The sequence below is a fragment of the Corynebacterium fournieri genome (assembly GCF_030408775.1).
GTDB lineage: Bacteria > Actinomycetota > Actinomycetes > Mycobacteriales > Mycobacteriaceae > Corynebacterium > Corynebacterium fournieri.
In genome coordinates this window covers 1,226,489-1,249,674 of record NZ_CP047210.1, presented here as the reverse complement: position 1 = coordinate 1,249,674, position 23,186 = coordinate 1,226,489, and the positions used below count along the sequence as shown (strand labels likewise).

The 23,186-nt window shown below is 64.3% G+C and carries 22 protein-coding genes and 1 pseudogene; 12 read left to right on the top strand and 11 right to left on the bottom strand.

Going from position 1 to position 23,186, the window contains the following annotated elements:
* Positions 1–30: 30 nt before the first annotated feature.
* Positions 31–2,202, bottom strand: a complete 2,172-nt coding sequence (gene tkt / locus CFOUR_RS06065; RefSeq protein ID WP_290179048.1) for a transketolase — start codon at positions 2,200–2,202, stop codon at positions 31–33.
* Between the two features lie 161 nt (positions 2,203–2,363).
* Here tkt and CFOUR_RS06060 point away from each other — a divergent pair, with 161 nt between their 5' ends.
* A complete protein-coding gene (locus tag CFOUR_RS06060; RefSeq protein ID WP_085958012.1) occupies positions 2,364–3,278 on the top strand; it encodes a heme o synthase in 915 nt (304 codons plus the stop codon).
* Here the strand turns inward: CFOUR_RS06060 and CFOUR_RS06055 are convergent.
* From CFOUR_RS06055 to mptB, 5 genes are read right to left on the bottom strand one after another with little or no spacing between them, the layout of a single operon-like run.
* Positions 3,275–4,231, bottom strand: a complete 957-nt coding sequence (locus CFOUR_RS06055) for a quinone oxidoreductase family protein (protein ID WP_290179047.1) — start codon at positions 4,229–4,231, stop codon at positions 3,275–3,277. The genes CFOUR_RS06060 and CFOUR_RS06055 overlap by 4 nt on opposite strands.
* Position 4,232: 1 nt before the next feature.
* Positions 4,233–5,183 carry a COX15/CtaA family protein gene (locus CFOUR_RS06050; protein ID WP_085958011.1) on the bottom strand — a complete coding sequence of 317 codons (951 nt, stop codon included), beginning with the start codon at positions 5,181–5,183 and terminating at the stop codon, positions 4,233–4,235.
* A gap of 49 nt (positions 5,184–5,232) precedes the next feature.
* Positions 5,233–6,003: an ABC transporter permease gene (locus CFOUR_RS06045; protein ID WP_085958010.1), complete on the bottom strand. Its 771-nt coding sequence runs from the start codon at positions 6,001–6,003 to the stop codon at positions 5,233–5,235.
* Positions 6,003–6,929, bottom strand: coding sequence for an ABC transporter ATP-binding protein (locus CFOUR_RS06040; RefSeq protein WP_085958009.1), 927 nt, complete (start codon positions 6,927–6,929; stop codon positions 6,003–6,005). Before CFOUR_RS06040 ends, CFOUR_RS06045 begins: the two co-directional genes overlap by 1 nt.
* A complete protein-coding gene (gene mptB, locus CFOUR_RS06035) occupies positions 6,922–8,556 on the bottom strand; it encodes a polyprenol phosphomannose-dependent alpha 1,6 mannosyltransferase MptB (RefSeq protein WP_179154883.1) in 1,635 nt (544 codons plus the stop codon). Before mptB ends, CFOUR_RS06040 begins: the two co-directional genes overlap by 8 nt.
* A gap of 291 nt (positions 8,557–8,847) precedes the next feature.
* On the opposite strand from mptB, the gene CFOUR_RS06030 reads away from it, so the two are divergent.
* The 8 genes from CFOUR_RS06030 to CFOUR_RS05995 all read left to right on the top strand — a co-directional run bounded on the left by CFOUR_RS06030 (position 8,848) and on the right by CFOUR_RS05995 (position 16,783).
* Positions 8,848–9,504, top strand: a complete 657-nt coding sequence (locus CFOUR_RS06030; protein WP_085958486.1) for a helix-turn-helix transcriptional regulator — start codon at positions 8,848–8,850, stop codon at positions 9,502–9,504.
* Positions 9,497–10,942 carry a Fe-S cluster assembly protein SufB gene (sufB, locus tag CFOUR_RS06025; protein ID WP_085958007.1) on the top strand — a complete coding sequence of 482 codons (1,446 nt, stop codon included), beginning with the start codon at positions 9,497–9,499 and terminating at the stop codon, positions 10,940–10,942. The genes CFOUR_RS06030 and sufB overlap by 8 nt, the downstream gene beginning before the upstream one ends.
* Positions 10,943–12,124 carry a Fe-S cluster assembly protein SufD gene (gene sufD / locus CFOUR_RS06020; protein ID WP_085958006.1) on the top strand — a complete coding sequence of 394 codons (1,182 nt, stop codon included), beginning with the start codon at positions 10,943–10,945 and terminating at the stop codon, positions 12,122–12,124.
* A gap of 12 nt (positions 12,125–12,136) precedes the next feature.
* Entirely contained in the window at positions 12,137–12,892 is a 756-nt protein-coding gene (gene sufC, locus CFOUR_RS06015) for a Fe-S cluster assembly ATPase SufC (RefSeq protein ID WP_085958005.1), read from the top strand.
* Positions 12,892–14,124, top strand: a complete 1,233-nt coding sequence (locus CFOUR_RS06010; protein WP_085958004.1) for a cysteine desulfurase — start codon at positions 12,892–12,894, stop codon at positions 14,122–14,124. Before sufC ends, CFOUR_RS06010 begins: the two co-directional genes overlap by 1 nt.
* A complete protein-coding gene (gene sufU / locus CFOUR_RS06005) occupies positions 14,121–14,570 on the top strand; it encodes a Fe-S cluster assembly sulfur transfer protein SufU (RefSeq protein ID WP_085958003.1) in 450 nt (149 codons plus the stop codon). Before CFOUR_RS06010 ends, sufU begins: the two co-directional genes overlap by 4 nt.
* Before the next feature lie 2 nt (positions 14,571–14,572).
* A complete protein-coding gene (locus tag CFOUR_RS06000) occupies positions 14,573–14,947 on the top strand; it encodes a metal-sulfur cluster assembly factor (RefSeq protein WP_085958002.1) in 375 nt (124 codons plus the stop codon).
* Between the two features lie 207 nt (positions 14,948–15,154).
* Complete coding sequence (locus tag CFOUR_RS05995) at positions 15,155–16,783, top strand: ABC-F family ATP-binding cassette domain-containing protein (protein ID WP_085958001.1); 1,629 nt, start codon at positions 15,155–15,157, stop codon at positions 16,781–16,783.
* A 25-nt stretch (positions 16,784–16,808) separates the two neighbouring features.
* Here the strand turns inward: CFOUR_RS05995 and CFOUR_RS05990 are convergent, their stop codons facing one another.
* Both CFOUR_RS05990 and CFOUR_RS05985 read right to left on the bottom strand, forming a co-directional pair.
* Complete coding sequence (locus CFOUR_RS05990) at positions 16,809–18,410, bottom strand: HNH endonuclease signature motif containing protein (RefSeq protein ID WP_290179046.1); 1,602 nt, start codon at positions 18,408–18,410, stop codon at positions 16,809–16,811.
* Between the two features lie 46 nt (positions 18,411–18,456).
* A complete protein-coding gene (locus CFOUR_RS05985; RefSeq protein ID WP_085958534.1) occupies positions 18,457–19,230 on the bottom strand; it encodes a hypothetical protein in 774 nt (257 codons plus the stop codon).
* A 146-nt stretch (positions 19,231–19,376) separates the two neighbouring features.
* Here CFOUR_RS05985 and CFOUR_RS05980 point away from each other — a divergent pair, with 146 nt between their 5' ends.
* A complete protein-coding gene (locus tag CFOUR_RS05980) occupies positions 19,377–19,874 on the top strand; it encodes a hypothetical protein (protein ID WP_143339059.1) in 498 nt (165 codons plus the stop codon).
* Positions 19,875–19,947: 73 nt separating this feature from the next.
* A complete protein-coding gene (locus CFOUR_RS05975; protein ID WP_143339058.1) occupies positions 19,948–20,244 on the top strand; it encodes a hypothetical protein in 297 nt (98 codons plus the stop codon).
* Between the two features lie 71 nt (positions 20,245–20,315).
* On the opposite strand, the pseudogene CFOUR_RS05970 reads toward CFOUR_RS05975, so the two are convergent.
* Positions 20,316–20,498, bottom strand: a pseudogene (locus tag CFOUR_RS05970) (IS1/IS1595 family N-terminal zinc-binding domain-containing protein); the annotation flags it as partial.
* A gap of 761 nt (positions 20,499–21,259) precedes the next feature.
* On the opposite strand from CFOUR_RS05970, the gene CFOUR_RS05965 reads away from it, so the two are divergent.
* A complete protein-coding gene (locus CFOUR_RS05965; RefSeq protein WP_085958532.1) occupies positions 21,260–21,505 on the top strand; it encodes a PLDc N-terminal domain-containing protein in 246 nt (81 codons plus the stop codon).
* Here the strand turns inward: CFOUR_RS05965 and CFOUR_RS05960 are convergent.
* Together CFOUR_RS05960 and CFOUR_RS05955 are read right to left on the bottom strand one after the other, a co-directional pair.
* Positions 21,502–22,821, bottom strand: a complete 1,320-nt coding sequence (locus CFOUR_RS05960; protein ID WP_435383892.1) for a PFL family protein — start codon at positions 22,819–22,821, stop codon at positions 21,502–21,504. The genes CFOUR_RS05965 and CFOUR_RS05960 overlap by 4 nt on opposite strands.
* Positions 22,822–22,878: 57 nt before the next feature.
* Positions 22,879–23,148 (bottom strand): ACT domain-containing protein, encoded by a 270-nt coding sequence (locus tag CFOUR_RS05955; RefSeq protein ID WP_085957999.1) that lies wholly within the window; start codon positions 23,146–23,148, stop codon positions 22,879–22,881.
* Positions 23,149–23,186: the final 38 nt, after the last annotated feature.

The following is a 23,186-nucleotide window of genomic DNA, read 5'->3' as shown; positions in this document are numbered from 1 at the left end:
GGCATCTTCGGGCAAGGTGAGCCAGCGAACCTAGCGCCCGTCGCCGCGGGTCGGCTCAGCCTCGGTGTCGCCCACGCGCACGCTCGTGGCGACGCTGCGCTGCTCGCGCGCGCACTCGAGCGTCTCACGGGCGGTGCGCACCACGTTGTCGGTGGTGAAGCCGAAACGCTCGAACAGCTCTGCGCCCGGGGCGGAGGCGCCGAAGTGCTCCAGCGAGACGGCGCGGCCGTACTCGCCGAGGAAGCGGAACCACGGCATGGAGGTGGCGGCCTCGACGGAGACGCGGGCCTTGACCTCGCGCGGCAGCACCTCATCGATGTAGGCGTCGTCCTGCTCCATGAACCAGTCCATGGACGGAACGGACACCACGCGGGTGGCAGTGCCCTCGGCCTCGAGCACCTTCGCGGCATCCACGGCGTACTGCACCTCGGAGCCAGAAGCCATCAGAATCAGATCCGGCGTGTCGGTAGATTCGGCGACCAGGACGTAGGCGCCGCGGGCCACGCCCTCGAACGCCTTTTCCTTCGTGCCCTCCAGCACCGGGAGGTTCTGGCGGGATAGCGCCAGCGCCTTCGGCTGCTCCTTCGCCTCCAGGGCGGCGATCCAGGCCGCGGAGGTCTCGTTCGCGTCCGCCGGGCGGATCACGGCGACATCCGAGATTGCGCGGAGAGCGGCCAAGGTCTCCACCGGCTGGTGGGTTGGGCCGTCCTCGCCGAGGCCGATGGAGTCGTGCGTGAACACGTAGTAGCCGTCGATGCCCGACAGCGCCGCGACGCGGATGGCGGGGTAGAGGTACTCGGAGAAGATGAGGAAGGTGCCGCCGTACACGCGCGTGCCACCGTGCAGGGCGATGCCGTTCATCACCGCGCCCATGGCGTGCTCGCGGATGCCGAAGTGCAGGTTGCGCCCGTACGGGTCCGCAGCGAACATCTCAGTGGAGATGGAGCGCGGGCCGAAGGACTTCTCGCCCTTGATCAGGGTGTTGTTGGAGCCTGCGAGGTCGGCGGAGCCGCCCCACAGCTCCGGCAGAACCGCGGCGGCCGCTTGGATCGCGGCCTCGGAGGCCTTGCGGGTGGCCAGACCCTTCGCGTCGGGCTCCCAAGTGGGGAAGTCCTTCTTCCAATCGGCAGGCAGCTCGCGGGCGGTCAAACGGTCCAGCAGCGCCTTGCGCTCGGGGTTCGCCTCGGCCCAGGATTTGAACTTCTCTTCCCACGCAGCGTGCTTCTCGGCGCCGCGCTCGCGCAGTTTGCGGGTGTGGGCGATCACCTCGTCCTCTTCCGGGAAGGTCACGGACGCGTCGAAGCCGAGCGCCTCCTTCACAGCGGCGACCTCCTCGGCGCCGAGGGCGGCGCCGTGGACCGCGCCGGTGTTCATCAGGTTCGGGGCCGGGTAGCCGATGACGGTCTTGACCCGGATGATGGTCGGCTTGGTCGGCTCCGCCTTCGCCTCAGCCACTGCGGCCTCGATGGCGGCGACATCCTCGCCGGATTCGACGGTGAGGGTTTGCCACCCGTAGGCGTCGTAACGCTTCAGCACATCCTCGGTGAACGCGATCTGGGTGTCGTCCTCGATGGAAATACGGTTGTCGTCCCAGAACAGGATCAGGTTGCCCAGCTGCTGGGTGCCGGCGAGCGAGGAGGCCTCGGCGGTCACGCCCTCCTGCAGGCAGCCATCGCCGGCGATGACGTAAATGAAGTGGTCGAAGGGGGATTCGCCGGCGGGTGCATCCGGGTCGAACATGCCGCGCTCGCGGCGTGCCGCCATGGCCATGCCCACGGCGGAGGCCAGGCCTTGGCCGAGGGGGCCGGTGGTGATCTCGATGTGGTCGGTGTGGTTGTACTCCGGGTGGCCCGGCGTCTTGGAACCCCAAGTGCGCAGTTCCTTCAAGTCCTGCAGCTCAAGGCCGAAGCCGCCGAGGTAGAGCTGCACATACTGCGTGAGCGAGGAGTGGCCGTTGGACAGTACGAAGCGGTCGCGGCCCACCCAGTCCTTGTCAGCCGGGTCCACGTCCATCACGCGCTGGAACAGGGTGTAGGCCAACGGTGCGAGGGACATCGCGGTACCGGGGTGGCCGGAGCCGCAGTTTTCCACCGCATCCGCGGCCAGCACACGGGCCGTGTCCACAGCTCGGGTGTCGGTGTCGGTCCAGCCTTCCGGGTAGTTGCGCTCGGTCATTGCCTGCAGTTTCGGGGGCAGCGTCATGGGGTCCTCGCTTTCTTTAAGGTCGCACAAGAGCATATCGCTTATCCGCGCCTTGCGGTCCCACCCCCTTCCTCGATTCGTCCCACCGTGCCGGTTAGGGCTACCATCGTCCAAAGGTATGATTGCCCGCGCTAATCGGCGGTACAAAAAGGAGAGAGTTGTTGGAGACCATCAAGGCATATTTCGCGTTGACGAAGCCGAGGGTCATTGAACTTCTCTTGGTCGCCGCGATCCCCGCAATGCTGCAGGCGCACCGCGGCGAAGTCCACCTCTGGCTCGTGCTGGGCACCCTGCTCGGCGGCTGGATGGGCGCCGCGGCCGCGAACACCTTCAACATGGTCGCGGACTACGACATCGACCAAAAGATGGGCCGCACCCGCGCCCGTCCGTTGGTGCGCCACTCCGTGACCAAGGGCAGGGCCGCAGTATTCGCTTGGGTGATGCTCGCCCTATCAGTGCTGTGGTTGGGCGTGCTGTGCCACTCGTGGCTCGCCGCCTTTTTCATCCTGCTGACCAACTTCTTCTACATCTTCATCTACACGAAGTGGCTCAAGCGCCGCACCTGGCAAAACGTGATCTGGGGCGGGGCGGCCGGCTGCATGCCGGTGATGGTCGGCTGGGCCGTCATCCGCGACAACGTCCACGACGGTTCCGCCGACAACTGGTGGCAGGCCGTGGTGATGTTCCTGATCATCTTCTTCTGGACCCCGCCGCACACCTGGGCGCTGGCCATGAAGTACAAGGACGACTACGCCCGCGCCAACGTGCCGATGCTGCCGGTGGTGGCCTCGGCGCAGGAGACCAGCCGCCAGATCGTGCTCTACTCCTGGCTCACCGTCGTCGTTTCGTTGGGCCTGGTGCCCGCCGCGTCCTGGATTTACCTGGTGGTGGCGGTGGTCTCCGGCGTGGCCTTCCTGGTGATGGCGACCAAGCTGCACCACGGCATCGTGCGCGGAGAAAACGTCAAGCCGCTGAAGCTGTTCATCCTCTCCAACAACTACCTCGCCGCCCTGTTCCTCGGGCTGTCCTTCGACGCGGTGCTGGGCTGGCAGACCGTCGGCGAGATGCTGTTCTAAACCTTCAGCACCACCGAGCCGGTGGTCTTGCGCGCCTGCAGATCCTCATGGGCCTGGCGGGCGTTTTTCAGTTCGTAGGGCGGGTGGATACGGATCTGCACCGTCCCGTCCTCCACGGCCCGGGCGACAGCTTGTGCGCGCATGAGGAACTCGTCGTCGGTGGCGACGTAGTGCTTCAGCGACGGCCGGGTGAGAAATAGCGCGCCGTGCGCGTTGAGCTGCTGGATCTCGAACGGTTCCACGTCGCCGGAGGCTGAGCCGAAGGAGCACACCAGCCCGCGCGGGCGGGTGACGTCGAGGCACATCTCGAAGGTGTCTTTGCCGACTCCGTCGTAGACAACGTCCACGCCGCCGCCGTTGGCCTCTTTGATCTGCTCCGCCAGGTCGTCTCCGTAGCGGAACACCTTTGTCGCGCCCGCGTCGTAGGCGAGCTGTTCCTTCTCGTCGGTGGACACGACCGAGTAGACGGTGGCCTCCTCGGCCGCCGCCATCTGGGTGAGGATGAGCCCGACGCCACCGGCGCCTGCGGTGACCACCATCGTGTCTCCCGGCTGCGTTTCGCGCACACCGTGGAGCAGGTAGTGCGACGTCATGCCCTGCAGCAGCATGGAGGCCGCCACTTCCGGCTCCACGCCTTCAGGCACGGCGACGAGGCGGTTGCGGTCGACCACGACCTGCTCCGCGTAGGAACCCGGCGCCGCGTGCCAGGCCACCAGCGTGCCGGGCGCGATCTTGCCGAGCGGGTCGTCCACGACGCGCCCGCACCCCTCCGTGCCCGGAATGTACGGGGGCTCGGAGGGGTAGGTGCCGGAGCGGAAGTAGGTGTCGATGTAGTTGATGCCGGCGTAGGCGACGTCGACAAGCAACTGCCCCTCGGAGGGGACGGGCGCGTCAACCTCTTTGTACTCGAGGACTTCCGGGCCACCGTGGGATGTGACAACGATTGCTTTCATGTCACACGAGCGTAGGCAACCTGCGCTTCCCGTGTGCGAAAAGGAAGGAACTAAATGCCACCACGGTCGACGACATGGCGATGTGCGCAGGGATTGTCCAGCGTGGAACGCCCATGCGGAACTGGATCACGCCGATGGCCCACTGCACCAAAATGAGGGCGATGAGCACGTAGGAGGTGCGCTTTGCGTCCTCGGGAGCATCAGCCTTGCGCAGCAGCGCCGTGGTGACGATGGTGGCGATGAGGTAGACGTACATGCAAGCCGCGTGGACGTAGGCGAGCATCCGGGTGTCCAGCTCAAGGCGGCCCTCCATGCCCGCGCCTGCGTCGCCCGAGTGCGGGCCGGAGCCGGTGACCATGGTGCCGGTGACAAGCACCACGCACAGCGCGGCAGCGGCGATCAGCGCCCAGTTTTGGGCGGAAGCGGGGTAGCGGCGGGTGGGCGCGACGCCGTCGGGCTCGGCGATGCGCATGTAGAGCAACGCGGCGACGAACACCAGCACCATCGAGGGCAGGAAGTGCACAGCGACAGACCACCAGCGAAGATCCAGCCGCACGGAGATGCCGCCGATGACCGCCTGCACCACCACGCCGATCAGGGAGATCCAGGCGAGGGTGGTGATCTCGTTGCGGCGCCCGGCGCGCTTGACGGCGAGCAATACCAGCCCGGCGGCGAGGGCGACCACGAAGGTGAGGGTGCGGTTACCGAACTCGATGACTTGGTGGATCCACGGCGCCGCGCCCGCGACAGGCACGAGGGAGCCTTCGTGGCACAAGGGCCACGTGTCGCAACCGAGGCCGGAACCGGTCACGCGGACGAGCGCGCCGGTGACGGTGATGCCGCCCTGGCACAGCAGCAGCACGAGCGCGAGGATGCGCTGCAGCCGGAGGGACGGGTCGCGCCACGCCTCTCTCCAGGAGCTCGGGCGGGTCTCAGCTGTGGTGGCAGTCACGGTCTCTCCAACTTTCGGACTATACGGAATCGTGCAGAGTGTATCGCGCCTAGCCGTCGAAACGGAATAGGCGCACAGCAGCGGTCATTGCGGCCACCCCCCACGCGGCGAGCGCAATCCAGGCGGGCCAGTTCACGGTCAGCTCCAGGGCCTGCACGAGCGCACCGGCCAGCGCGACAGTGGGCACCGCGTTCCACCACCCGGCGTGGGCGATGTCGCCCGCGTAGCCCACCCAGCCGAGGATGCCCATCAGCACAAGCCAGATGAGGTTCGCCAGCGCCAGCACCATCTCCGAACTCAGCGTGCCGCCCATCAGCAGCCCCATGGCGGTAAACGCCGCCACACCGAAAAAGAGCGTGAACAGGCCGAACAGGGCGCCTGTGATGGAGACACGCCAGCCCAGGGCGAACGCGATCGCTCCCAGCACGGCAATCTGCACCACCACGGTGGCGAGCACTCCGAGGATTTTGCCCACGATGATTGTCCAGGCGGGCACGCCCGAGGCGCCGGTGCGCTTGAGCGCGCCGTACCTGCGGTCGAAGGCGACGGCGATGGCCTGGCCGGTAAACCCGGCGCCGGTGGCCGCGACTGCGAAGACCATGGGTACCAGCACGTGCGAGTCGGTGTTGTCGCCCAAAATCGGCGCGAAATGCGCAGCCAAAAGAATCGCTGCCGGAATGAGCACGTTGAGCAAAAGCTGCTCGCCGTGGCGCAGCATGAGCTTCGCCTCGATGCGCCCTTGGGCCGCGGCCATCGTCGCAAACGACGCGCGCTGCGGTGCCGGTGCGAACATTCCGGGGGTGAGCTTTGCGCTTTCCATCAGCTCCTCAGTTCCTTTCCGGTCAGCTCCAAAAAGACGTCCTCTAGGTCGCGGTGGGACACGCTGAGCTCGCGGATCAGCACGTTCTGCCGCGCCGCCTCGCGCGCCAGCTTCTCGACGACCTCCGGTGAGCCCGTCCCCCGAATCCGGTAACTGCGAGGCCGCAGCTCCTCCACGGAGAGGCCGGCGGGCGACAACTCGCGGTCAAGCGGGCCAATGTCGAGCGCCTCGGCAGTCTCCACCGCCAGCACCGGGAAGCCGTCCCGGCTGGTCAGCGCCGCGGGTGAGCCCTGGGCAACGACCTTGCCGTGGTCGATGATGACCACGTCGTCGGCCAGGGCCTCCGCCTCGTCCATCAAGTGGGTGGTGAGCAGGATGGTCACGCCGTCGCGCTTCATTGCGGAGATGATGTCCCAGACAGCGAGCCGGGACTGCGCGTCCATGCCCGCGGTGGGCTCGTCCAAAAAGATCAGCTCGGGCCTGCCGATCATCGCCAGTGCCAGGGAAAGGCGCTGCTGCTGGCCGCCGGAGAGGCGGCGGTAGGAGGTGTCGGCCACGCCCTCCAGGCCGAGCAGCTGGATCAGCCACTGCGGGTCGTGGGGGGTGGTGTTGTAGCTCGCCGCCAACTTCAGCATCTCCTTGACGGAGACGCTGGCGTAGGAGCCGCCGCCTTGCAGCATGATGCCGATGCGGTCGCGCACTTTTTGCGGATGCGCGACCGGGTCGATGCCGAGGACCTGGATCGAACCCGAGGTGGGTTTGCTAAAGCCCTCGCACATTTCGATTGTGGTTGTTTTGCCGGCGCCGTTGGGCCCAAGCAGCGCAAGCAGCTGGCCGCGCTGCGCCGTGAAACTGAGCCCGTCCACCGCCGTTTTTTCGCCGAAACGCTTGACTACGTTGTCGACGACCAGCGCGTGATCACTCATGGGTGGTCAGTCTAGACCTCCGGCGGCTCCGCATCCGAAGCGCGACGGCGGCGCATCCCACCAAAAGCGCGAAGCCCATGAGGGCCGCACCGTAGATGGTGACCACTGCGCCCGGCTGCAGCTTCAAGCCTCGCGGCAGTACCAAAAAGCTCACCAGCGCCGAATACCCGGCCACACTGGCGCGAAAGGGGAAGCGGTTGGCCCACGCTGCGAGCGGGAGCACCGCCCAGAGCGGGTACCAGGGGTGAACGACCGGAAACAGCACGACCAGCACGATGGTGGATACACCCAGTCCGCCGACGGGGTGGATCGTGCCGCGGTAGGTCGCCCACAGCATGCGCACGACAAAGGCAGCCGCCACGCTCAGGCCAGCCCAGCGGGTGACGGTGAGCATCGCGTCGGTATGGTCGCCAAGCCCCAGGTTCATGCCGAGGAAACCGGCCGCCACGCCGATGTCGGTGGTAATGGACAGCCAGCTGCGGATTTGGGCGGCACCACCCTGGCCGGTGACCCAGCCCAGGCCGATGCCCGAGGCGATGGAGACCGCGACGGCGGTCGCCGCCAAAACGAGTGCTTGCAGCGCGGCGGCAGTAAGAATTGCGCGCGGGCCGCGGCGCGGGCTGCGCTTACGGGTGCGCAGGTGGTGGGCGAGTGCCATGCCGGTGAAGCCGAGGGCCAAAAATCCGATGACCTTCACCATCCCGGCGCAACTGATCAGTGCCGCGGACGCCGCCAGCAGTGCCCATCCGGACGCCGGCGACGCGTCGAGACGGTCGATGCCGCGCAGCCCCACCTCGAGCCCCACCAGCAGCAGGCCCATCATGATGGCCTCGTTGTGGATGCCGCCGACCATGTGCAACACGGTCAGCGGGTTGAGAATGCCCAGCCACAGCGCGGCCGGTCCGGTCACGCCGCAGCGCTTGGCCAGCGCGAGTACCGCCCAGGCAGCCGCGAGGATGCCAGCCACGGACACAGTGCGGTGAGCGAGCACGCCCCAGAAGATGGAATCGCCGGTGACATGGGAGATCACCGCTGCCGTGCCGAGCGCGACCGGGCCGTAGGGGCTGGGGGAGTGCGCCCAGATAAACGGCACGGAGCGGGCTAGGTGGTGCTCCACACCCAGCAGCTCCACCGGGCCCGAGGAATAGGGGTCCAGGCCCTGGCGGACGATGGTGCCGTTGGCCAGATAGGAATAGATGTCCTGGGTAAAAAGCGGCGCCGTGGCAATGAGGGGAGCCACCCACGCGATGAAGGTGCGAAACATCTCCGGGTTGCTCACGCGCGTGCCGCGGGCCGCGCCCGGCGACGCGCCCACAAACGGGGCCATAGCCAACCACGCCGCCACCATCACCCCGACGCCGATGAGCACCAGCGAGTTCGAGGCCAGCATCATCCGGCCCATCTCCGCGCCCAGGGGAAAGTGCTGCCACGGGTTTTCCACCACCGGCAGTGCGCCGCCGCCGATACCGGCGAAGCCAATCAGGCAGGCTCCGGTGGCGCCCAGCCAGCGCAGCACGGCGAAGCGGCCGCGCTCGCGGGCGCGTACCGCCACACTGGAGACGGCGCTGCTCCCGGGCGCCGCCGCGGGGTCGTGCAGCAGAGTCGAGCGCGACCCCGGCTGGCCCATCCGGGGCAGCTCGCTGGCCACGCCTGCGCGGCGCCGCCGCGGGGCGCGGCCGTCTTGGCCCGGAAGGTGTTGAGAGCTCACGGCTGAACAGTTTAGGGTGCGCGGCCGCGCGCACCCCGTACGGCGACACACCAGCGACACCCGGTGCAGCGGGAATATTTAGAACACACTAGTGTTGTGAAAAGGCAGCGACCCAGACCACATCGAGCGAAAGGTGGTGCCATCGTGGATTCCCACAACCCCGCTTCTGCGGACGCGTCCCGCGCTGGCGGCGACACGCGCTCGCAGGTGATGTCGGTCCTGCTCAAGCGGGGCCCGGTAACGGCCAACGATATCGCGGAAGCACTCGAGCTCTCGGCGGCGGGCGTGCGCAGGCACGTATTCAAGCTCGTCGAAGAAGGGCTGGCGGAGGCCTGCGCGGCACGCGCCGTCGCGGGCGAGGAACAGGGGCGCGGCCGGCCCGCGCAACACTTCCAGCTCACCGCCGCCGGGCGCGAGCGCTTCGGCTCGAACTACGACGGTCTCGCGCTGGACGCCGTGGAGCTGATCCAACGGATCGGGGGCGATGACGCCGTTCGCGACTTCGCCCGCGCTCGGGTGGAAAAGATCCTCGGCGAAGTGGAGCCGGGGGCCGACGCGGAGGAAACGGCGCGGCGCGTCGCGGCCGCGTTAGAAGCGCACGGCTACGCCCCGAGCGTCCACCGCACCGACGCAGGCATCCAGATCTGCCAGCACCACTGCCCGGTGTCCGCGGTTGCCGCCGCGCACCCGGAGTTCTGCGAGGCGGAACGGGAGGCGGTGGCACGTATCGTCGATACGCATGTGCAGCCGCTCGCCCTCATCGCTGACGGCGACGGACTCTGCACGACAAACATCCCCCTGACCGAAGCGCGAGCCGCAGCGCCTACGGCGGGAACATCAATGAAAGGAGCGGCTGACAATGACTGAAGTGAAGCCCACACCAGGCCTTGAAAAGCCGATGAACGACGACGAGATCATCGAGTCGATCGGCGCCTACAACTATGGTTGGCACGATTCGGACGTCGCGGGCGCCTCCGCGCGCCGTGGCCTGAACGAAGATGTCGTCCGCGACATCTCCGCGGTCAAGGGCGAGCCGGAGTGGATGCTCAACCAGCGTCTGAAGGCCCTGGAGATCTTTGACAAGAAGCCGCTGCCCACCTGGGGCGCGGATCTGTCTGACATCGACTTCGACAACATCAAGTACTACGTCCGCTCCACCGAGCAGCAGGCCGCCTCCTGGGACGATCTGCCGGAGGACATCAAGAACACCTACGACAAGCTGGGCATCCCCGAGGCCGAGAAGCAGCGCCTGGTTGCGGGCGTGGCCGCCCAGTACGAGTCCGAGGTGGTCTACCACCAGATCCGCGAGGACCTGGAGGAAAAGGGCGTCATCTTCGTCGATACCGACACCGCCCTGCGCGAGCACGAAGAACTGTTCAAGGAGCACTTCGGCTCCGTCATCCCGGCGGGCGACAACAAGTTCTCCGCCCTGAACACCTCGGTGTGGTCCGGCGGTTCCTTCATCTACGTTCCGCCGGGGGTCCACGTGGACATCCCGCTGCAGGCGTACTTCCGCATCAACACTGAGAACATGGGTCAGTTCGAGCGCACCCTCATCATCGTCGACGAGGATGCGTACGTGCACTACGTCGAGGGCTGCACCGCCCCGATTTACAAGTCGGATTCCCTGCACTCCGCGGTGGTGGAGATCATCGTGAAAAAGGGCGGCCGTTGCCGCTACACCACCATCCAGAACTGGTCGAACAACGTCTACAACCTGGTTACCAAGCGCGCGAAGGCGGAAGAGGGCGCGACCATGGAGTGGGTCGATGGCAACATCGGCTCCAAGGTGACCATGAAGTACCCGGCTGTGTGGATGACGGGCCCGCACGCGCGCGGCGAGGTCCTGTCCGTGGCGTTCGCCGGCGAGGGCCAGTTCCAGGACACCGGCGCGAAGATGACGCACATGGCGCCGCACACCTCCTCGTCCATCGTGTCTAAGTCCGTGGCTCGCGGCGGCGGGCGCGCCGCCTACCGTGGCCTGGTGCAGGTCAACGCCAACGCGCACAACTCCGTGTCCAACGTGGAGTGCGACGCGCTGCTGGTGGACGACATCTCGCGCTCGGACACATATCCGTACAACGACATCCGCAACGACCGCGTCACTCTCGGCCACGAGGCGAAGGTGTCCAAGGTCTCCGAGGACCAGCTGTTCTACCTGATGTCCCGCGGCATCGCGGAGGAAGACGCCATGGCGATGATCGTGCGCGGCTTCGTCGAGCCGATTGCCAAGGAGCTGCCGATGGAGTACGCCCTCGAGCTGAACCGCCTCATTGAGCTGCAAATGGAAGGATCGGTGGGCTAAATGTCCGACCAGCAAACCGTTGCAAACGTGGTGCGCAACGCCACCACGCACAACAACAAGGGCGATCTGTTTTCCTCCTTCAACGTGGAGGACTTCGAGGTCCCGGGCGGCCGCGACGAGGTCTGGCGCTTCGTCTCCCTGCGCCGCCTGCGCGGTCTGCACAACGGCCAGTTCGCGCCGCAGGCACCCGCGCAGATCGCAGTCGAAGGCCCGTCTGAGGTCACAGTTGAGCAGGTTGCGCTTGACGACGACCGCGTGACCGCCGCCGGCGCCCCAGTCGACCGCATCGCCGCACAGGCGTGGACCTCTTCCGAAAACGCCACCCTGATTTCGGTGCCGGCCAACGCCGAACTGAGCGAGGCGATCACCGTGACTGTCACCGGCGCGGGCGCGGACGTGACCACCTTCGGCACCGTCGTGGTGGAAACCGGCGCGAACTCCTCGGCCACGGTCGTGGTGCGCTACGCCGGCTCCGGCACGCATGCCGACAACGTCAACTGGGTCATCGGTGAAGGCTCCCGCGTCGACGCGGTGGTGGACGCCGATTGGGAGCTCGACGCTGTGCACGTCGGCCAACAGTCGATCGTCGTCAAGCGTGATGCAACCCTGCGCCACCACGTGGCAACCTTCGGCGGCGAGGTCGTGCGCATCACCCCGCGCCTAGCCTTCGAGGCGCCGGGCGGGGATGCCGAGCTGACCGGCGTGTACTTCGCCGATGCAGGCCAGTACATCGAGAACCGCCTGCTGGTGGACCACGCGGTGCCGAACTGCCGCTCCAACGTGCTGTACAAGGGCGCGCTGCAGGGCGACAAGGCCTCCAAGCTGCCCGAGGCGCGCACCTGCTGGGTCGGCGACGTGCTCATCCGCTCGGACGCCAAGGGCACCGACACCTACGAGACGAACCGCAACTTGGTGCTCACCGACGGCGCGCGCGCCGACGCCATCCCGAACCTGGAGATCGAAACCGGCGAGATCACCGGCGCGGGCCACGCTGCAACCGTCGGCCGCTTCGACGACGACCAGCTGTTCTACCTGCGCTCCCGCGGCATCCGCGAGGAGGACGCCACCCGCCTGATCATCCGCGGCTTCTTCAACGAGGTCCTCAACCAGATCCCCGTCGAGTCGGTCCGCGACGAGCTCATCGCCCGCGTCGCCGGCGAGCTCGAGCGCAACGCAAACTAAAAGGAGCAATATATGTCCACCCTGGAAATCAAGAACCTGCACGCCAACGTCCTTCCCTCGGAGGAGGGCCAGGAGGCCAAGCCCATTCTCAAGGGCGTCAACCTCACTATCAAGGGCGGCGAAACCCACGCCATCATGGGCCCGAACGGCTCCGGCAAGTCCACGCTGGCCTACACGCTGGCCGGCCACCCGAAGTACGAGGTGACCGACGGCGAGGTGCTGCTCGACGGCGAGAACATCCTCGACATGGAGATCGACGAGCGCGCCCGCGCAGGCCTGTTCTTGGCCATGCAGTACCCGGTGGAGGTTCCGGGCGTGTCCTCGTCGAACTTCATGCGCTCGGCTGTGACCGCCGTGCGCGGCGAGGCGCCGAAGCTGCGCGAGTGGGTCGGCGAGCTCAACTCCGCCCGCGAGGCGCTGCAGATGGACGCCTCCTTCTCCGAGCGCTCCGTCAACGAGGGCTTCTCCGGCGGCGAGAAGAAGCGCCACGAGGTCATGCAGCTGGCGCTGATGAAGCCGAAGTTCGCGGTCATGGACGAGACCGACTCCGGCCTGGACGTCGACGCGCTGCGCATCGTCTCCGAGGGCATCAACCGCTACCAGGAGGAGACCGGCGGCGGCGTGCTCATGATTACGCACTACAAGCGCATCTTGAACTACGTCAAGCCCGAGTTCATCCACGTCTTCGCCGACGGCAAGATCGTGCAGACCGGCGACGCATCCCTCGCCGACCAGCTCGAGGCCGAGGGCTACGAGAAGTTCATCTAATGGCACTCGACGTAACTGCCATCCGCAAGGAGTTCCCGATCCTGTCGCGCACGGTTCGCGGGGGCAAGCCGTTGGTGTACCTGGATTCGGGGGCGACGTCGCAGCGCCCGCAGCGGGTGTGGGACGCTGAGCGCGACTTCGTGCTCGGCTGCAACGCGCCTGTGCACCGCGGCTCGTACGAGCTCGCGGAGGAGGCGACCGACGCCTACGAGTCCGCCCGCGAGGCCATCGCTGCGTTCGTGGGTGCCGATAATGACGAGATCGCGTTCACCAAAAATGCTACCGAGGCGCTGAACTTGGTCGCGTACGTGCTGGGTGATTCCCGAGCAGGCTCGTTTGCGGTGAGCGAGGGCGACACCATTGTGATCACGGAGCTCGAGCACCACGCGAACCTCGTGCCGTGGCAGGAGCTCGCACGCCGCACCGGAGCGACGTTGAAGTGGTACAAGATGACCCCGGACGGGCGCATCGACCTCGATTCGCTCGAGCTCGACGACACCGTCAAGGTGGTCGCCTTTACCCACCAGTCCAACGTCACCGGCGCGCACGCGGACGTGGCCGAAATGGTGCGCCGCGCCAAGGCAGTCGGTGCGCTCACGGTGCTCGACGCCTGCCAGTCAGTGCCGCACATGCCGGTGGACTTCCACGCGCTCGACGTGGATTTCGCGGCCTTTTCCGGCCACAAGATGTGCGGTCCGAGCGGCGTCGGCGCGGTGTACTCGAAGCACCTCAACGAGCTTCCGCCGTTTTTGACCGGCGGCTCGATGATCGAGGTCGTGCGCATGGAGGAGACCACCTTCGCCGCAGCACCGCAGCGTTTCGAGGCGGGCACGCAGATGACCTCCCAGGTGGTCGGACTCGGTGAGGCGGTGCGCTTCCTCACCGAGATCGGCATGGAGGAGATCCAGGCGCACGAGCGCGAGCTGACCTCCTACGCGCTGGAGCAGATGCAGCGTATCGACGGCCTCCGGATCGCCGGCCCGCTCACCTCCGACAACCGCGGCGGAGCGATCGCGTTCACGGTGGAGGGCGTGCACCCGCACGACCTCGGCCAGGTCCTCGACTCCGAGGGCGTCGCCATCCGCACGGGTCACCATTGCGCGTGGCCGGCGCACCGGGGCCTGAACTTGCAGTCGACGTCGCGGGCGAGCTTCTACCTGTACAACACGCTGGAAGAGGTTGATACCTTGGTGGCGTCGATATCGAAGGCGAAGGAGTTTTTCGCGCGATGAACCTGGAATCGATGTACCAGGAAGTGATCCTGGACCACTACAAGAACCCGCAGCACGCGGGGCTGCGTGAGCCGTACGAGGCGGAGGTGCACCACGTCAACCCGTCGTGCGGCGACGAGCTGACGCTGCGCGTGCACCTGTCGGAGGACGGCAAGACGGTGGAGGACGTCTCCTACGACGCGGAGGGGTGCTCCATCTCGCAGGCCTCGACCTCGGTGATGGCCGAAGAGGTCATCGGGTTGCCGGTGGATGAGGCGATGGACAAGCTTGCCGCCTTCGACGAAATGATCACGTCCCGCGGCACCCTCGAGGGCGATGCGGAAAAGATCGGCGACGGTGTCGCGTTTGCCGGTGTGGCCAAGTTCCCGGCGCGCGTGAAGTGCGCGTTGCTGGGGTGGAAGGCGTTCCAGGCGGCGACGTCGGACGCGCTGGGAGACAAGGAGTAGCTATGACTGAACCGGATAAGCAGGCCGAGCGCCCCCAGCAGACTGAGGAGCAGATCAAGCTCGTTGGCGAGGTGGAGGAGTACCTGCACGACGTCATCGACCCGGAGTTGGGCATCAACGTGGTCGACCTCGGCCTCGTCTACGACCTGTGGATCGAGGAGCGCGAGGGCAAGACCGTCGCGGTGGTCAACATGACGTTGACGTCGCCGGCGTGCCCGCTCACCGACGTGATTGAGGAGCAGGCCTCCCTGGCGGTGGTGACCAACACGGCCGTGGACGACTTGGAGATCAACTGGGTCTGGATGCCGCCGTGGGGCCCGCAGTTCATCACGGAGGAGGGCCGCGAGCAGCTTCGCGCCCTCGGGTTCGCGGTGTAGGCCCCATTGACGCCCCCCCACAGGCTGTTAGCCTGAGGGGGATTTCACTTTTCTAGGAGGTTGTTATGAACTTGGCTCTCAGCGAGGTCCTGATCATACTCGGCACTGGCGGACTGCTCCTGCTCCCGTTAGCGCTCATTTGGTGGGTCGTGCGCTCCGCGTCGAAGAAGTAGATCTCGATTTGGGGGCTGTTGATACAGTTTCCCCGTGATTGTCACCAATGATCTCGAGGTCCGCGTAGGAGCGCGCACGCTTCTCGACGCCCCCGGCCAGCACCTTCGCGTCCAACCCGGCGACCGCGTCGGCTTGGTCGGCCGCAACGGCGCCGGTAAGACGACGACGATGCGCATCCTGGCGGGGGAGACCGAACCGTATGGCGGCTCGGTAACCCGCTCCGGTGAGATCGGCTACCTGCCGCAGGACTCGAAAGAAGGCGACATCGAGCAAACCGCCCGCGACCGTGTGCTCTCGGCCCGCGGCCTGGACCAGATCCAGCGCTCGATGGCCAAGCAGCAGAGACTGATGGAGGAGACGGACGGGGAGGAGCGCGACAAGGCCATCGCGAAATTTTCCCGCCTTGAGGAGCGCTACCAGGCGCTCGGCGGCTACGAGGCCAACGCGGAGGCGGCCCAGATCTGCGACAACCTTGGGCTGCCGGAGCGCATCCTGGACCAGCAGCTGAAGACCCTGTCGGGCGGCCAGCGACGCCGCGTGGAGCTCGCCCAGATCCTGTTCGCCTCGCGCCAGGGCTCGGGCAAGTCCCAGACGACCCTGCTTCTCGACGAGCCCACCAACCACCTCGACGCCGATTCCATCAACTGGCTGCGCGGCTTCCTGTCCAAGCACGAGGGAGGGCTGATCATGATCTCCCACGACGTGGAGCTTCTCGACGACGTCTGCAACAAGGTCTGGTTCCTCGACGCGGTGCGCGCCGAAGCCGACGTCTACAACATGGGCTTTTCCAAGTACAAGGATGCCCGCGCCCTGGATGAGGCCCGGCGCCGCCGCGAGCGCGCCAACGCCGAGAAGAAGGCCTCTGCTTTGCAGAAGCAGGCTGCGAAGCTGGGCGCGAAGGCGACCAAGGCGGCTGCGGCAAAGCAGATGCTGGCGCGCGCGGAGCGCATGATGGGGGAGCTCGACGAGGTCCGGGTGGCCGACAAGGTCGCCTCCATTTCCTTCCCGGAGCCGGCGCCGTGCGGCAAGACCCCGCTGTTTGGCAAGGGCCTGACCAAGATGTATGGCTCCCTCGAGGTCTTCGCGGGCGTCGACTTGGCGGTGGACAAGGGCTCGCGCGTGGTCGTGCTGGGCACCAACGGCGCCGGCAAGACCACCCTGCTCAAGCTGCTCGCCGGGGTGGAGCGCACCGACGGGGAGGGCGGCGTGGTTTCGGGCCACGGGCTGAAGATCGGCTACTTCGCCCAGGAGCACGACACCATCGACGGCGACAAGAGCGTCTGGGAGAACACCATCGAAGCCTGCCCCGATGCCGGCCAACAGGACCTGCGAGGCCTGCTCGGCGCCTTCATGTTCTCGGGCGACAAGCTGGAGCAGCCCGCCGGCACGCTTTCGGGCGGCGAGAAGACCCGCCTGGCGCTGGCGACCCTCGTGTCCTCGCGCGCGAACGTGCTGCTTCTCGACGAGCCCACCAACAACCTCGACCCCCAATCCCGTGAGCAGGTCCTCGACGCGTTGAAGACCTACACCGGTGCGGTGGTCCTGGTCACCCACGACCCGGGCGCGGTACGCGCGCTCGAGCCGGAGCGGGTCATCATCATGCCCGAAGGCGACGAGGACATGTGGAGCGACGAGTACATGGAGATCGTCGAGCTCGCCTAAATTTCCCGACCTGCTCGGGGCGCATCTAGAACGGCGGGTACGGGTCTTGCCCCTTCGCCCATGACGGGGGCTCCACCGGCTCCCGTGGGGGAGGCGGATCCGGCGGTTCTGGTGGTACTCGAGTTTCCGGTGGTGCCGTACCACAACCTGGATCGGGCACGGTTGTCCGCTCTCGCTGCCGATGTCTCTTCCGTAACCTGTTCACTGCCGAATGCTCGGCCGCATCTGCATGGTTGAACTGCAACGTTGCGCACCCGGGTTCCTTCACCCCGGCTCGACCCGTCGTCGGGTCCACATCCATGTGACTGGTGTTGTTTCTGTGGTCCTTGAAGTCGTTGTTACAGCGGTGGTGGGTCCGGCACAGCGCTGTAAGGTTCTCGATGTTGGTGTCGCCGCCTTGCAGCCACGATGTGATGTGATGGATCTCGGTCTCCGTGAGCGGGGCGGTGCAGCCGGTCCAGGCGCACACGCCCTGCACCGCCAGCAATGTGATCCGCTGCGCCAGCGAGGCCAATCGCCGTGTGCGGTAGAGGTTCAACGGCAACGAAGTTGCGTCGTCGACAGTCAGCACAAAGTCGGAAGTTCCATCCATGCCCAAACGCTGAAGGTCGAAGGCGTCGAGTTCGATTCCGGTGTTGGTGGCGAACTTCGTGGTTGGGTCGGCCTCCGTCAACTCGTCCAGCGTCACCGACACAACCACAGACGCGCACCCGCCGCCTGTTGGCTTCTCGCAGGTGTCGTAATGCTTGAGGATCTCGGAGAATTGGTCGTACCTGCGTTGCGACGGCGTGCGGTAATCCTCGACCCCCTCGGGGAGGTTCGAGTTGGGCACCAACCCCTTATCGCTCAGTGCTTTGAACAGCGCTGAATCAGAGGCCACGGCATCGATAGTTATCCGGCATGTCCCGTCTGCGCGCTGGGCTCCGATGTGTAGCCCGCGGTTTTCCATGCCCGCGTTCGGGTTCGAGGGCTCAACGTGCTTGCGGTTTTCGCGCTCGACCCAGCGGCGCACGGTGGCGCGCAAATCCTTCACAGAACGTCGAGGCGCCTCCGCGAGCGCGTCAGCTTGCAGACGGGCACGCGCTCCCTTCGCATCCCCGACAAGCTTGTCTAGCTCTTGGCGGATCACGCGCTGTTTCTCGGCATTCACGCGCTCGGCGGCACGGCGGGCTTCTTCTTGCTTGCGCCGCGCCTCTTCGCGGGCAGCCGCTCGAGCAGCCTCGCGGGCCGCTTGCTCCCGCCCGGCCTCCGCCGCCGGATCCGCGGGCGTTTCCTCAAACTCGGTATCGAACAGGTCGGTGACCTGCTCCTCTTCAACCTCGGGCTCACCGTAATAGTCCCGGCCCCGGGCGAGACGGTCGTAGGCCTCCCTGGGCTCTAGTCCCAGCTTCTTCTGCAGGTACTGATTAGGGTGCTTTGAGCCGACGACGCGCCCGGCGTCGTCACGCTCGCACACGTACGCGAAAAGAGCGTCAAGAGTAGCTTTCACGTTGAATATTGCCTCGAGGCGCTCGAAATCCTCCCGAACCTCCTCGAACTCGACCGCATCGGGGTCTGCACAAAGGTCCTTCATGGCCAGGAGGGCATGAGTGATTGTGTCGACGTGCTTTCGCAGTTCAACGGTCATTTCGCCCTCCTTTCAAGTTGCCTAATCGAATGGGTTTACGATTAACCTACAAGCCGCCCCGACATAAACAGGCTCTATGTCCACCAGCGAACACATAAGAAGAAACACTGTTACGAGGATCACATTGTTTAGAACGGCGCAGCGCCAGCCCAGGGCTCATAGTCGGGATGTGAACCGACGGGCATCCGGGGTTGCGACCAGGGTCCACTAGCCGCTTAAACTCGGCCAACACACGCTCAACGGCCTCAGCGGTGAGGTCCACAATCATCAGCAACTCGCCGTCAGCCGTGCTCAGCCGGAGCGACTCGTTGGGGACATCAACGTTGACCATCGGGCAGTCAACCTCGCGCGGTGGCGGTGTCGTAGTCGCGTACTCGTTGCCGATTTTCAGGAATTGAAACGGTTTCACCAAAGCGTTCAGCTCTCCGAAGTGCCAGAGGTCGGAGAAGAGTGAATCAACTGTCTGGCCCCAGTGAACTCGGGGAAGGAACTTCTCTATGGCGTCTTCACCGCCCACTGGATAGAAGACGTCAATGCCGGAGGCGAGTTCTCCACTGCGTTCGCAAATGAGCCGCACCGCCGAGCGCCTCGGAAACTTCGGCGTCTCTCCGTATGGGTCTGGCTCATTTTCGGCCCAGAGCAGCTCGAATAAGGGATACACGTCGTCTGGGGTTAGCGCGCTGCGCATCTTCGGCTTCCCACTGAGCTGCAGGGTCACCTCACCCCGGGCGTAATCCAACGTCAAATATTCTTCGCTGTGGACATCAAGGAGCTCGCCAGTGACGTTCGCGCCGAGCGGCGTCGAGTTCCAGTGGAACACCCAAGTAAGTGCCTGCCCCAACCCCCCCCGAAAAGGATCTGAGGTGTCGATTCTGAATAAATTAATTTATATATTCACAAAAGGTCTTGCGGGAAACGGAGAGCTAGGCCATCATAATTAATGAGACAGGGTTTCCTTTTTGATTCATGTCTCACTTGACCCCAACATCAGCGCCAAAGGTTTATTCTCTCCCGTCGCATATGTTCCAAACATATTTGAAGGGTGTTGCCCGTGAAAGTAAAGAAATTTTTATCCGCCACTTTGGCGGCATTTATCGGGTTACGTGTTTCCCCACTGCAGTGGCCGCTCAGCCAATTGACTGGACTATTAGCCAAACAATCATTGGCCCGAAAGGCGAGGATCTTCCACTCCGCGTAGGGCAAGGAGATGAGCCCGGCAGTGTTGGTTTTGGGCTTTCTCACATCAAGGACAGTCACGGCGGTTTCGTTCCAGCCACTACAGAGATTGACACAGTTTTACATAACGCCCCCGACTGCAAAGGCGGCTTAAATGCAGGAAATGGCAAGAAAGAATGCTCTTACCCAATCAATGGAAGAGTTATGACGGTTGTTGCCACAGAGCGAGTAGATCCCGCAAGCGGAGACGGCCGACCTGTCGGAATAATCACTGCCTTCTACCGCTAGGAGAATAGTCATCAATCAATTTATTTCTATCACGACTGATGAAATCAAGTTTTTGAAAAATATATCCACCCAAATGTTTCAAGACACCATACTTCCAGAGGGAACAATTTTAGCAGGAGTCGGCATCCAAGCGGGAAGAAACAGCGGCTCCCCCGAAAATCAGCTCTGGTACCACTTCGATCTCTTTAACCCTGGACTTCACGAAGGAAAAGTTGTTCGTCTTTGGGGAAGATTCCCTGATTTAAGTAAAAATGAAGAATCTATCGAGTGGGACGAAATGCTCCAGGGCTCTGGTTTTGTAGAGATGTTCCTTACCTCAACCCCTGAAAAGAATAGATTCAATTCTATGGAATATATCCAGAAAGGATGATCACCAATGGTATGGAAAAAGGGCTCACTTTAATAGGTTGCGCTTTACTAACTGCAGTGTCCCCCGTCACCGCCGCAGATGCAGTCAATGAATGTGTTGAAGTCTGCGGATAGTTGACGGTCTGGACGGGTCTTTGTCGCGGATGCCCCGCACGTCGGTGAGGTGCAACGCCATCGAGTTGTGCCTTTGGTTGTTGTGCCGTTTTTCTTCATTGCCCCAGCGCACACGGGACATCGTGGTCTGTTTTTCTTCATCCACTAAGACAACACCCACGCCTACCACAGACTCTGCATTGGATCGTGGATTGACCGTTCCGGGGGCGTTTATATCGCTTCGAAGATTATAAACGCCCCAGTTTTACCCCCTTCACCTGCGTGTACCCCACCCGCACAGACACACTTTCTGTCGCATACCCCGCTTTTATAATCCCTAAATTTGTCGACGTTTTTGCCAAATAAAATGGGTTTAAGCCATATGGGGGCTAAATGACACCGGTGTTATTCACTAGCCATGACACGCGAAAATATGCCTTTTACCTGCGGTTACGTATGGCTAGACATATGGCAAGCCATACGTAACCGCATTTCAGCTGCACAGGGCTGTCTGCGCAGATTTACCCTCATGGAATGAAACCCCAGGTCAGGCTGCGCTAATTTACCACACACTCTGCGCTGATTTACCCATACGGTGGCGAATTATCCAGAGCAACAGTAATACAGAAATACTGTAATACAGGTGCCATAAACCTGTGCGCAAAAATGTCACCGAGAATCCACTCGAACTGCATAATGTTTGAATCGACTGTGATCCCGCGGGGTTCGCAATTAACGCGTTCGGTAATGGTGTGCAGAAGTTTACGACGTTGCATTTTCAATCTCCTTCGGTTCGGAAGATTCGTTTCCGCGAACGTACAAACCGAAACATAAACCGCACAAGAGTTTGTCCACTATAGTGAGCATCTTGCTTATCGACGGACGAAGCGAGGACCCCGAAAGCAGCTCGCTACACTCGCAATATGGCAAGAAACAACGAGATCATCGACACCATCCGGGACGCCTGGAACGGACTTTCCTCCGACCAGAAGACCATCGCCGGCGTGCTGGCCACCATCGACACCGCCGGCAAGGCTTTCGCGCTGCGCGACCTCGCACGTACCAACTCCAAGCGTGTCCGGGGGCCGAAGTGGCTGTGGACCCCGGTGATCGGCGCAGTCAACACCCTGGGCTGGGTCGCTTGGTTCGCGGTGGGGAAGAAGCGCTAGTTCCTGAACCCGTGCACCGGAGCGGGGATGAACCCGCCGCGGTGGATGAACTCGTCGTTACCCACCGTGTTTACCGGAATGACCGGAGCGTAGCCGAGCAGGCCGCCGAAGTTCACTTCGTCGCCGGGCTTGGTGCCGGGCACCGGGATCAGGCGCGAGGCGGTGGTCTTGTGGTTCATCACGCCGATCGCGGCCTCGTCGGCGATCATGCCCGCAATGAGCTCCGCAGACGTGTCGCCCGGGATGGCGATCATGTCGAAGCCGACAGAGCAGATGGAGGTCATCGCCTCGAGCTTGTCCATGGAGATCACGCCGCTATGAACCGCATCGATCATGCCCTTGTCCTCAGAGACCGGGATGAAAGAGCCGGACAAACCTCCCACGCGGGAGCAGGCCATCATGCCGCCCTTCTTCACGGCATCGTTGAGCAGCGCCAACGCGGCAGTAGTCCCGTGCGTGCCCACCTGGTCCAGGCCCATGCGCTCGAGCACGTGCGCCACAGAATCGCCCATCTCCGCCGTCGGCGCGAGCGAGAGGTCCACGATGCCGAACGGCACGCCGAGGCGCTCGGCTGCCATCGTCCCCACGAGCTGACCTGCTCGGGTGATCTTGAACGCGGCCTTCTTAATCTCCTCGGCGACCTCGTTCAGGCTCGCACCCTTCAGCGGGGTGATCGCGTTGTCCACCACGCCGGGGCCCGAAACCCCGACGGAGATCACCGTGTCCGGCTCCTCGATGCCGTGGAAGGCGCCTGCCATGAACGGGTTGTCGCCCACGGCGTTAGCGAAGACGACGAGCTTGGCGCAGGCGATGGAGGAGCGGTCCGCGGTCGCTTCGGCGGACCGCTTCACAATCTCGCCCATCTTGGCCACGGCGTTCATGTTGATGCCGGCGCGTGACGACGCCACGTTGACCGACCCACAGACGTTGTCGGTTTCGCTCAGCGCCTCCGGGATGGAGTAGATGAGCTTCTTATCGGCGGTGGTGCCGCCCTTTTCCACCAGCGCGGAGTAGCCGCCGACGAAGTTGACGCCGAGCTCGCCGGCCGCGCGGTCCAGCGCGCGGGCAATCTCCACCGGGTTGCCCTCGGCACCCGCCGCCACCAGCGCGACGGGGGTGACGGAGATGCGCTTGTTCACGATCGGGATGCCCAGCTCGCGCTCGATGCCCTCGCACACTGACACTAGGTCACGCGCGCGCTCCACAACGCGGTCGTAGACGGCCTGGGCGGTGGCTTCCATCGTGGAACGGGTGCAGCCGATCAGCGAGATGCCCATGGTCACGGTGCGGATGTCCAGGCGGTAGTCCTCGATCATCCGAATGACATCGAGGAAGCGCTCGTCAGAAAACTCGAATTTCACTGATCGCGCCTCCTAGATGTCGTTGACGGCGCTGAACAGCGCCTCGGACTGAATGCGCACGACCATGCCGAGTGGTTCGCCGGCGGCGTCGAAAGCCTCCTGCAGCGCGCCCATGTCCACGTCGCTTTCGGGCAGTGCGACGCGCATGATCATGGTGAAGAAGTCGTCCATGATGGTCTGAGAGACGTCCAGGATGTTCAGGCCCTGTTCGGCCGCAGTTGCCGCGACGGCCGCGATGACGCCCGGGCGGTCCTTGCCAGTAGTCGTAATAATTGCGTGCATGCGCAAAGTATAGACACGGAAGTAGCGCTACGGTTGGT